Origin of the sequence: Moorena sp. SIO3A2 (assembly GCF_010672265.1) — a bacterium.
Lineage (GTDB): Bacteria > Cyanobacteriota > Cyanobacteriia > Cyanobacteriales > Coleofasciculaceae > Moorena > Moorena producens.
Genome location: NZ_JAAHHC010000061.1, coordinates 22,419 through 32,743 on the forward strand (window position 1 = coordinate 22,419; position 10,325 = coordinate 32,743).

Consider the following 10,325-nt stretch of genomic DNA (forward strand, 5'->3'; position numbering starts at 1 on the left):
GAACTTCGGAATTGACAACAGGCAATGGTTTAGCTTGTAATATAACGGTTTTAGCAATTCTCCTTAATATTGCGATCGCGTCAATAGGGGTGATCGCAATGGGTGCATCTCCTAAAAGCTGTTTGACCCGGTGGTGCGTTACGGGCAGCAACCTAACCGTGGCTACCGAGAAAATCAGAGCCCCCCTAACGCACCCTACGCAACATTTAGCGCGATCGCATTGATAAACTAACGCGCTTTAGTTTTTCATTTACTTCCATTACCCGCACCTTCACCACCTGTCCCACTTTTACTATCTGTTTGGGATCCTCTACAAACCGGTCAGCTAGTTGGGAGATATGCACTAATCCATCTTGATGCACACCGATATCTACGAAGGCTCCAAAGTTCACCACATTGGTGATAATTCCTTCTAATTCCATTCCAGGACTTAGGTCTTTGAGCTCATTTACGCCTTCTTTGAAGGTGGCGTACTTAAACTCAGCCCTGGGGTCTCGTCCTGGCTTTTCTAATTCCTGGATAATATCCTCTAGGGTTGGTAAGCCGATGGTATCCGTGACGTAACGGTTCAAATCTACTGATTTGAACCGGTCTGCTCCTTGGTTAATCTTGGCTAGAGGTAACTGCAAATCCGATGCGATCGCTTTCACTACGGGATAACTCTCTGGATGCACAGCTGTGTTATCCAACGGATTATCCCCGTTGCGAATCCTTAGGAATCCTGCTGACTGCTCGAAGGCTTTTGGCCCTAACTTTGGTACCTTAAGGATTTCCCTACGGTTCCTGAATGCACCTTGCTGATTGCGATAGCTCACAATGTTATTAGCAATAGTCGGGGTAATCCCAGATACAAAGGTTAGCAGTTGAGCGGATGCAGTATTTAAATCTACTCCTACATAGTTTACACAACTTTCCACGGTGTCATCAAGTTTCTTCTTGAGCAATTTTTGATCAACATCGTGTTGGTACTGTCCCACACCAATGGATTTAGGGTCAATCTTGACCAACTCGGCTAAGGGGTCTTGTAACCGTCTGCCAATACTAATCGCTCCCCTGACTGTGACATCTAAATCCGGAAACTCCTCTCGTGCTAAGTCACTGGCGGAATAAATCGATGCCCCAGATTCATTCACCATTACTTTTATCGGTTTGCGCTCCATGGTTTTGAGTACTTCCGAGATAAACTCGTCTGTCTCACGAGACGCTGTACCGTTACCAATGGCAATTAGCTCGATCTGGTAGGTTTCGATTAAATCCTTAATTGTTTTAGCAGCTTGTTCGCGCTTTTGGCTGCCTTGATGGGGAAACACTGGTTGGTATGTGATGTATTTAGCTGTCTCATCCAGGATAGCCACTTTACAACCGGTGCGGAAGCCTGGATCTATGGCTAAGGTTGGCTTCATTCCTGCTGGAGGAGATAACAACAGTTCTCGGAGATTGGCTTCAAAGGTTTTAATGGACTCTGCATCAGCATAGGTTTTGCGATCGCTACGTACTTCCGTAGTTAGGGAGGTTTTCATCAGCCGATTAAACCCATCTTTGAGCATGGTCTGGTAAAACTCTCGCAGTAGGGTAGCTTTGGTGTAGATTTCCTCAGACTCTAGGTAGGACATAACATAGTCTTCATCAAAGGAGAGTTCCAGCTTTAGTACTCCCTCCGCTTCACCCCTGAGCAGGGCTAACATATTGTGTGGCGCTACAGATTTCACTGGGATTTGGAACTCCCGGTACATTTCAAACTTAGTGGTACCTTCGGGATAATCCTTTTTAATCCGAGAGATGAATACTCCCGATTTCATGAAATAATCCCGCAAATACGCTCGTAAGTCGGCTTTTTCAGCTACAGCTTCCGCTAAAATATCCGAGGCACCTTGAAGAACGTCCTCTACCGTATTGAGCTTATGGTCTGGGGAAATGTATTTAGCCGCTTCTTCAGATAAGGATACTGATTTAACCTCCGGAGTGTTCATCGACTCAATCCAGTCCGCTAAGGGTTCAAGTCCTTTCTCCCTGGCCATGGTTGCCCGAGTGCGTCGTTTGGGTTTATAGGGCAGGTAAAGGTCTTCTAATTCAGTCTTTTGCTGGCAAGCTTCGATCTTAGCCTTAAGTTCATCGGTGAGCTTACCCGCAGATGCGATCGCATTCAGAATTACTGACTTCCGTTGCTCAAGTTCCGTTAGATAAGTATGGCGCTCAGCTATAGTGCGTAGCTGAACTTCATCGAGAGAACCAGTCACCTCTTTACGGTAGCGAGCTATAAACGGAATAGTTGCCCCTTCAGCAAATAAAGACAGGGCATTCTCGATCTGAGTCGCACTTAACGACAGTTCTTGGGCTAAGATTTGAGAAAAAGTGCTCATGTTACCAGGAAAAGGGGAAATTTAAATAAATTTGAAATACATTTAAAGTAGCAAATTGAGAACGGTATAACCATTAAAAATTAACTATTAACGTAAGCATTCAGCCGTCAGCTATCAGCTATCAGCTAATGCGCTACGCGCACGCTACTTGAGGTGCTAATGCGCTACACGCACGCTGCTTGAGATGCTATCAGCTAGCAGGCACTTTAACTGCGCGGGGTCGGATGAGTAAAATGAGCAGGGATTTTAAAGCAGCCGTACCAGCCAGTAAGCTTATTTTCTACCTCCCGTTGATTAGCTGACTGCACCTCAAGTAGCGTGGCCTACGGCCAACGGCTGATAGCTGAATACTTACCAATTAACACTTCCATTCACAACTAACAATTATTAAAAAAAATGGTTTCTAGCCCTGAAGTAATCAAACCTACACTAAGTCCAGGTAGTCTCCGTCGAGTCCATCATATTGCTCTGAATGTGAAGGATATCCAAGCATCGCGCCACTTTTATGGTAAAGTACTAGGTTTACATGAACTAACTGGAGAAGAAGTGCCCAGTACCTTGCGATCGCTAGTCGAAGCCGGAAAAGTCACTAACTTCGTTACCCCAGATGGCATTGTTGTGGATTTGTTTTCCGAGCCAGACCTATCACCACCCGATCCAGACCCCCATCGTGGCTTTACTCGGGTTAATCATCTCGCCTTTGATATCGATCCTCAGTTATTTGACCAAGCCGTAGAAGTCCTAAAACAAAATCAAATTCCCATCGATCATGGTCCAGTAACTCGTCCTACCGGCAGAGGTATCTATTTTTATGACCCCGATGGATTTATGGTTGAAATTCGCTGCGATGCGATTGAATGATACTTCGCTGAAGTTGTGAATAATCGGGAATCGGGAATCGGGAATCGGGAATCGGGAATCGGGAATAAAAATTAAGGCAAATAACCTTAGTTTGACATAACCAACTTGATCCACGAGTTAGGAGACAGGAGTCATGATTTATAAGTCAAAGTTATGTTCTTGGAATAAACAAAATTGAAATTATCTTTGAAACCCAAAACTAACTAAAATTACTTATTTATGTTCCCTGATACCTGCTCTCTATTCTTAACTAATTTGATCGCCTTGGGGATTCCTAATCCCGACTCCCGACTCCCGACTCCCGATTCCCGATTCCCTGTTCCCTATTATCTCCTGCAATATTTAACGTAAAGACTTCTGCTTCTTTTCAAAATACTGTTGATGATAGTCATCAGCTAAATAATAGTCGGAAGCTGGCTTAATTTCGGTAACAATATCCTTATCAAACTTACCAGAAACTTGCAGCTTTTGTTTTGACAGTCTTGCCAGCACTTCTTGTTCCTGATTGTGGAAAAATATCACCGATCGATACTGTTCTCCTCGATCAGGACCTTGACGGTTCAATGTAGTAGGGTCATGGATAGACCAAAACACCTCAAGTAATTGTTCATAGCTGACTTTTTCCGGGTCATACTCCACCTGTGCCACTTCCGCGTGACCCGTTATTCTTGATAATACATCTAGATAGCATGGGTTAGGAAAATGTCCGCCCATGTAACCAACAGAGGTTGAAACTACTCCCTTCACTTTCCGAAATGCTGCTTCTACTCCCCAGAAACAACCACCACCAAATGTCGCTTTTTCCATCTTTGTTACGTAGTTAAACAGTAAATTTTGCGTAGGGTGCGTTAGGGACGGGCTCGCCTTCATTTTCCGCGTCGTAGCCAGTATTGGGAAAGCCCGTCCCGTAACGCACCGCTAGTATTGGGACAGCCCTTCCGAAAATTGTCACGGGCAAGATGCCCATTCCACCCACCGGGTTAAACAGCTTTTAGGAGATGCACCCGTTATTGATCAATCATTGCTCAGGATTTATTCATTATATAGTAGTTGTCAATTTTTGAGGGAATCGGGAATCGGGAATCGGGTAAAAATAATGTGTATATTATTAGGATATAAACTGATAGCTTATATTTTATATTTTTAACTATAAAATATAACCAATATCGTAATTTTTTGGTTTGTAACAAAATGTTTAAAATCAAAAAATAGCCTTGACTTTTTTCGAGATATTAGTAATAATAAAAATGTCCCCATAAGATGTTTATACAAAAAGCCGCGCTTTCAAGTTGACGCTACAAGCGCGGCTTTATCCCCAGTCACAAACTATGTCTGAGGTAATTCCATGATGCCAAAAAAACGGTCAGTAGATCATCTGGTTCACTGTCAGCGAGCCCTAGACCGGCTTGCCCAAATTGCTGAGAGCCCATCCACACGCCCAGATTCAATGCCTCGTGCCATCACTGAGCGAGAGGAAATCTTGATCTACCTATACAGCAACTACCGACTGTCCATGACTCCCCAGGCGTTTTACGGCAAGTGGCAAGTCAATCAAGAAGACATGGGTAACATCTGCTGCCGCTCAACTTACGCCGTAAATAGCTGGCTGGCCCAAGGTGCTCGCTATAAAACTCCTAGTGCCGATTCCTTATACCATCTGGCTTTAATGGATTTTGTTTTGGAGAATTTCGAGGCAATTCCTAAGGAGTTGTTGAATCGAGTTTGCTCTAAGGTTGAATAAGGTTGAAGGTTGAATGTAGAATGTAGAATTTAGAATGTAGAATGTAGAATGTAGAATTTAGAATGGTGAATTAAGAATGTAGAATGGTGAATGTAGAATGTAGAATGTAGAATGGTGAATGTAGAATGGTGAATGTAGAATGTATAATAGTGAATTATAAATTAGATCTCTTGCATCTCATCAACCTTGATGAAGACAAGGCAAAAGGTATAAATTTTGATTTAAGCACCTAAACAAAATTAATTTCCTACTACCAATCTCTGTACCCCTTACATCGTAAGGCTTTGAGTTTTTAAAAATGTGTAATTAATTTTGTGCACCTGCTTATATACATTCTAAATTCTTAATTCACCATTCTAAATTCTTAATTCACCATTCTAAATTCTACATTCTACATTCTACATTCTAAATTCTAAATTCTAAATTCTACATTCTAAATTCTACATTCTAAATTCTATATTCTATATTCCCTAGCCTATTTGGGTCATTTCATTGAAAGCGAATTCCTCAACCGCGCCATCAGTTGCAGCCATGTAATCCTTCAGGTGCTGGGCACCCATATGCTTCTGCCACAGCTCACGGGATTCCCAATTTTCAAAAAACATAAAGTGAGCTGGATTTTCATTGTTCTGATGCAAATCGTATTGCAAGCAGCCCTCTTCAGCACGAGTGATGTCGATCAACTTTTTAAGCTCAGTCTTTACCAGATCAATTTTGTCATCTTTAGCTGTGATATGAGCAACAAGAGTCAATTTAGCCATGTTTTTGTTTCCTTCGTTTTCGTTAAAAATTAAAAATCTGATGGCGATAACTTACCACCCTTGACTATGCTGTCTTAGTTAAAGCCGTCGAGCACATTTTTGCCAATGGCACGACCGCTCTCTTGGTGCGAATGAGCCGTCTTGAGGGTTTCCACACTGATTTTTCCGAGATTATTGGTCACAGTGGAAATTAGGGTGCCATCGTCGATAAGCTCCGAGACCCGATTTAGCAATTCATGTTGTTTTTCGATGTCTTCCGTTTGAAACATCGACCGAGTAAACATGAACTCCCAGCTGAAGGATAGGGCTTTGGGTTTGATCAATTTCATGTCTAGGGATTGAGGGTCATCAATTATTGCGATATGACCGCGAGGCTTGATTAGCTCGATGATGCCAGGAAAATGTCCGTCTGATCCTGAAAGGGAAGCAACATAGCGGGGTTCGAGTCCCAATTCCTTGATTTGATCAACAAGGGACTGGCGGTGATTGATCACATGGTCGGCACCCATCTTTTGAACCCACTCGATGGTTTCCGGACGAGATGCAGTTGCGATCACGGTCAACCCAGTGAGTTTCTTGGCAAGTTGAATCAGGATTGAACCAACACCTCCTGCGCCACCGATAATTAGTATACTCTCGCCCTTGCCTTCTCCTTCTTTGACCCCGAGGCAGTCGAACAGGATTTCCCAGGCGGTAATGGAAGTCAGTGGAAAACCAGCTGCTTCCGCAAAGCCGAGGGATTTGGGCTTTTTCCCGACAATCCGCTCATCAACGGCATGGAGCTCGGAGTTAGTGCCCGGTCGAGTGATATCACCGGCATAAAAGACTTCATCACCAACTTTAAATTTACTGACATCGCTGCCAACTTGTTGAACAACACCTGCGGCATCATACCCAATGACCTTGGTGCCCTTTTCCGGTGCCATCTTGGCGCGCACTTTCACATCCACAGGATTGACCGAAATTCCCCGAACCTCCACCAACAGGTCCTGTGGCCCTAATTCCGGTGTTTCCGTTTCAAATTCGATCAGCGCGTCTGGTGCAGTGATTAGTCCAGGCTGATTATATCCTATGGCTTTCATATCTTGGTTTTCCTTTTTTGATCAATGCCGCCGATTCGATTCTATTGCAGTTTTTAGTTTGATGAGATATAGCGCTACGCGCAAATCAGAAGTCAGAAGTCAGAAGTCAGAAGTCAGCTATGACTAAGTTTCGGAGTTTACGAATGTCAAACACCTTAATGCGTGGTGCTATACACAAATTTTTATAAGGTGTAATAAATTGTTTGGTTAAATGTAGGCAAGCACATCAATCTAACTGTCGCACTGCCCACCCTAAATCAACTGTCCATGACCCCCCAGGCTTTTTACGGAAAATGGCAAGTCAATCAAGCAGATATCGGTAAGATTGCCTCCCGCTAAACATTTGGCGAGACATTACTTTAAAACTAGGTAAATTTTCAGGGTAAACGCATCTTGTCAATAAAGCGGGGGTAGTTCTCAATAAACCTGGCCTTATTGTGCTTATTGAGAATCTATTTTCAACATATAGTGTTTATTGAATTTTAAAAACACTATATATAGGATTAGAAAAATTAGATGCGTTTACCCTGGGTAAATTTTCTATAAAATGCTGTATAAGTAGAGACAGGATGTGCTAGCTTTATCAAAAATGATATCTACGTTTTGCATGACCTCAGAGCAGGAACCAATACCCCACAGACCAGTTGGTAAGCCAACTCAAGTTCCAACACAGGCACCCATTAGACCAAAAACAAGATTTGGGAAGGTTATTTATCAACTCCTTATCAATATTTGGGACCCCTTAGACCTAGTTGGTAAAACCTTAATAGGTGACTTCTGGCGAGATGTCTATTTGACAATTCAGGATGCCATTGGTCTTGGCATCCTATACGTTATTTTTGGCTGGATATTTCAGTCGATAACTAAAGAAAATTTTACAGGCTTTGATCAATGTGTGGGTACCTGGAACGTTTGGGAAGTAAACCGCTACTTCTGCCTAGTTGTTGTCCTGCTAGCTTTTAGCTCCTGTATTACCTTATGTGGTCGAATTCTCAAACGCCTCTTAAAAGACCTGATTAATCTATGAGGGGATAGATAGGTTAGCGAGTATGTCTCCAGTTAAACGCGAAGAAATGAGTCTCTACGAAGAAGCTAAAGCTGGTCTGAGTTCTCTGTTTTGGCAAATAGCCCAAGTCTTTACTAGTTTACTAGTAATCTTTTTGTTCGCTGGTGGCCACCCTGCCGGTTGGTTAGTCACTACCTGTTTTATCGTCGGTATTGTATTTGTTTTTTGGAGAGAAAACAAGCGAACTAAGGATGAATTAGGTGAACATAAACAAATATCTAAGGGCGAGTATGAATCAAAGCAATTTGTGACTTTAAATTCTAGCCACAAGCAAAGGAAACCTAATGAAGTTCAGAGAAAAGATGTAGCTGCACTAAAATCTGTAAAGTTGGGGGGTGGATTTGTTGTTGCTGATAGAGTCCATGCTCATCAAATTGGTGGTGACATCCATAATCATTATAATTATGTTCCGAATCAGTCACCAACCTTAACTCGCCAAGAATACCGCAACCGTCAGGCATTACTCGCTAAAGTCAAGAACTATTGGATTAAAGGCGTTCTGGAAAAATCCCTCCATAACCAGGTACTAATTGAATTGGGATTAGAGGAGAGACCAGATGCCATTACTAATCCTTGGAGTGAAATTATCGAAATCGGTGAAAACTCACCTCAACCGCTCTCTGAAGGAACTAAAGTAATTGATGTTTTTGACCAAATTGGTACAGGAAGAACCCTACTAATTTTAGGAGACCCAGGGTCAGGAAAAACTACAACCTTACTGGAACTTGCCCGGAATTTAATCGATCGTGCTGAACAAGACACTGATCAGCTAATTCCCGTAGTCTTTAACCTCTCCTCTTGGGCAAAGAAACGGCAGGCGATAGCCGATTGGTTAGTAGAGGAACTGAACACTATATATCAAGTTCCCAAGAAAATTAGACAAGCTTGGGTAAAGAACCAGCAACTACTACCATTACTTGATGGTTTGGATGAAGTAAAGGCAGACTATCGAGACGAATGTATCCTAGCGTTGAACCGATTCAAGAAAGATTATGGTGCCGAGTTGGTAGTGTGTAGTCGGATTAAAGACTATGAAGCTCTTTCTAACCGTCTCAATTTTCAGAAAGCAGTTTATCTAAGAGTGCTTAGTTTAGCACAAATATATGATTACTTGAATCTTGTCGGGGCTGATTTAACGGGATTGAGGACATTAATTGAAAAGGATAAAGAATGGAAAAAGTTAGCAAATTCGCCCTTAATGCTCAATATTATGACCCTAGCTTATCAGGGAGTAGCAGTTGAGGATTTGCCTAGAACTGAGGTAGTGGAGGAATGGCGCAGGCAGCTTTTTGATGCATATATCGAGAAAATGTTTAAGCGTCGGAAGACTAATCAACGATACAATAAAGCGCAAGTAAAGCGTTGGTTAATTTGGATGGATCAGAGGATGGTTGAGGAGTCGCAAACAGTATTTTTAATTGAAAACATGCAGCCATATTGGTTAGTAAATAGAAAGCAAAAACAAACTTATAGACTGATGGTCGGGCTGATGATCGGGCTGATGGTTGGGCTGATGTCAGGGCTGATATTAGGGCTGATATTAGGGCTGGTGCCAGGGCTGATATTAGGGCTGATATTAGGGCTGGTGGCAGGGCTGAAGGAAGGATCAAAGGAAGAAATAAAAACAGTTGAAATACTTCAATTTAATTGGAAAAAAATCTTGATTAACCTGTTGATGTTTGGGCTGATGTTTGGGCTGATGGGAGGGCTGATGACCGGGCTGATAGGAGGGCTGATAGGAGGGCTGATGTTCGGGCTAGAAAGTTCAGAAATTCAAACAAAAACAAATCCAAATCAAGGAATTTGGAAATCAGCTTGTAATGCTATAACTTTATTACTGATGGTCGGGCTAATGGTCGGGTTGATCCCAGGGCTGATGGCAGGGCTAACGGAAGGGCTAACGGAAGGGCCAACGGAAGAGCTGATGGCAGGGCTGATGGCAGGGCGAACGGAAGGGCTAACGGAAGGGTTAATGGGAGGGTTAATGTTAGGGCTGATATTCGGGCTGATCGGAGGCATGGTAAATGGTGGTATGGCGAGCATCCAACACTTCTTCCTCCGCCTTGTCCTCTACTTCAACAATTGCATCCCTTGGAACTATGCCCGCTTCCTGGACTATGCCGCTGATCGCATCTTCCTACAAAAAGTAGGGGGAGGCTACATCTTTATCCACCGGATGCTGATGGAACATTTTGCCGAGATGGAGCCTGAGAATTAAGAATTAAGAATTAAGAATTTAGAATTGGAAGTTATGACTTCTGACTTCTGACTTCTGACTTCTGACTGGGCAATAACCTGACTAGCAATAGTGACATCCTCCTACACTAACGCGAAGCGTATAGTGTAGGCTTCCCATTCTCACAAATAGGTATTCCTGCCCAAAGCCACTTATCTAGGATTTCTCCCCCGACAGATCGACTACTTGACAGGCTGTTTCCATTTCCCGAATTGTCC

10 protein-coding genes are annotated in these 10,325 nt (G+C 42.9%); 6 read left to right on the forward strand and 4 right to left on the reverse strand.

Annotated features, from left to right (window positions below):
* Positions 1-11: 11 nt before the first annotated feature.
* The gene (locus F6K64_RS33700; protein ID WP_287267632.1) at positions 12-224 is read left to right on the forward strand and encodes a hypothetical protein; all 213 of its coding nucleotides are present in this window, start codon (positions 12-14) and stop codon (positions 222-224) included.
* Here the strand turns inward: F6K64_RS33700 and F6K64_RS33705 are convergent.
* Positions 207-2,360 carry a Tex family protein gene (locus F6K64_RS33705; protein ID WP_287267634.1) on the reverse strand — a complete coding sequence of 718 codons (2,154 nt, stop codon included), beginning with the start codon at positions 2,358-2,360 and terminating at the stop codon, positions 207-209. The genes F6K64_RS33700 and F6K64_RS33705 overlap by 18 nt on opposite strands.
* 396 nt (positions 2,361-2,756) lie before the next feature.
* Here F6K64_RS33705 and F6K64_RS33710 point away from each other — a divergent pair, with 396 nt between their 5' ends.
* Complete coding sequence (locus F6K64_RS33710) at positions 2,757-3,221, forward strand: VOC family protein (RefSeq protein ID WP_287267636.1); 465 nt, start codon at positions 2,757-2,759, stop codon at positions 3,219-3,221.
* Positions 3,222-3,440: 219 nt separating this feature from the next.
* A complete protein-coding gene (locus tag F6K64_RS33715) occupies positions 3,441-3,572 on the forward strand; it encodes a hypothetical protein (protein ID WP_267872089.1) in 132 nt (43 codons plus the stop codon).
* On the opposite strand, the gene msrA is transcribed toward F6K64_RS33715, so the two are convergent.
* The gene (msrA, locus tag F6K64_RS33720; protein ID WP_287267638.1) at positions 3,564-4,028 is read right to left on the reverse strand and encodes a peptide-methionine (S)-S-oxide reductase MsrA; all 465 of its coding nucleotides are present in this window, start codon (positions 4,026-4,028) and stop codon (positions 3,564-3,566) included. The two genes, F6K64_RS33715 and msrA, sit on opposite strands and share 9 nt — an antisense overlap.
* A 538-nt stretch (positions 4,029-4,566) precedes the next feature.
* Between msrA and F6K64_RS33725 the strand changes: the two genes are divergently transcribed.
* Complete coding sequence (locus F6K64_RS33725) at positions 4,567-4,962, forward strand: hypothetical protein (protein ID WP_287267640.1); 396 nt, start codon at positions 4,567-4,569, stop codon at positions 4,960-4,962.
* Between the two features lie 470 nt (positions 4,963-5,432).
* Here the strand turns inward: F6K64_RS33725 and F6K64_RS33730 are convergent, their stop codons facing one another.
* Together F6K64_RS33730 and F6K64_RS33735 are read right to left on the reverse strand one after the other, a co-directional pair.
* Entirely contained in the window at positions 5,433-5,723 is a 291-nt protein-coding gene (locus F6K64_RS33730) for a putative quinol monooxygenase (RefSeq protein ID WP_287267641.1), read from the reverse strand.
* Between the two features lie 74 nt (positions 5,724-5,797).
* Complete coding sequence (locus F6K64_RS33735) at positions 5,798-6,805, reverse strand: zinc-binding alcohol dehydrogenase family protein (RefSeq protein WP_287267642.1); 1,008 nt, start codon at positions 6,803-6,805, stop codon at positions 5,798-5,800.
* 589 nt (positions 6,806-7,394) lie between these two features.
* Between F6K64_RS33735 and F6K64_RS33740 the strand changes: the two genes are divergently transcribed.
* Together F6K64_RS33740 and F6K64_RS33745 are read left to right on the forward strand one after the other, a co-directional pair.
* Entirely contained in the window at positions 7,395-7,832 is a 438-nt protein-coding gene (locus F6K64_RS33740) for a hypothetical protein (protein WP_287267644.1), read from the forward strand.
* A gap of 22 nt (positions 7,833-7,854) precedes the next feature.
* The gene (locus F6K64_RS33745; RefSeq protein WP_287267645.1) at positions 7,855-10,089 is read left to right on the forward strand and encodes an NACHT domain-containing protein; all 2,235 of its coding nucleotides are present in this window, start codon (positions 7,855-7,857) and stop codon (positions 10,087-10,089) included.
* Positions 10,090-10,325 lie beyond the last annotated feature (236 nt).

Excerpts from the sequence above, each read along its gene's own strand:
- F6K64_RS33705 (WP_287267634.1), bottom strand. The coding sequence starts at position 2,360 with ATGAGCACTTTTTCTCAAATCTTAGCCCAAGAACTGTCGTTAAGTGCG.
- F6K64_RS33710 (WP_287267636.1), top strand. The coding sequence starts at position 2,757 with ATGGTTTCTAGCCCTGAAGTAATCAAACCTACACTAAGTCCAGGTAGT.
- F6K64_RS33715 (WP_267872089.1), top strand. The coding sequence starts at position 3,441 with ATGTTCCCTGATACCTGCTCTCTATTCTTAACTAATTTGATCGCCTTG.
- msrA (WP_287267638.1), bottom strand. The coding sequence starts at position 4,028 with ATGGAAAAAGCGACATTTGGTGGTGGTTGTTTCTGGGGAGTAGAAGCA.
- F6K64_RS33725 (WP_287267640.1), top strand. The coding sequence starts at position 4,567 with ATGATGCCAAAAAAACGGTCAGTAGATCATCTGGTTCACTGTCAGCGA.
- F6K64_RS33730 (WP_287267641.1), bottom strand. The coding sequence starts at position 5,723 with ATGGCTAAATTGACTCTTGTTGCTCATATCACAGCTAAAGATGACAAA.
- F6K64_RS33735 (WP_287267642.1), bottom strand. The coding sequence starts at position 6,805 with ATGAAAGCCATAGGATATAATCAGCCTGGACTAATCACTGCACCAGAC.
- F6K64_RS33740 (WP_287267644.1), top strand. The coding sequence starts at position 7,395 with ATGATATCTACGTTTTGCATGACCTCAGAGCAGGAACCAATACCCCAC.
- F6K64_RS33745 (WP_287267645.1), top strand. The coding sequence starts at position 7,855 with ATGTCTCCAGTTAAACGCGAAGAAATGAGTCTCTACGAAGAAGCTAAA.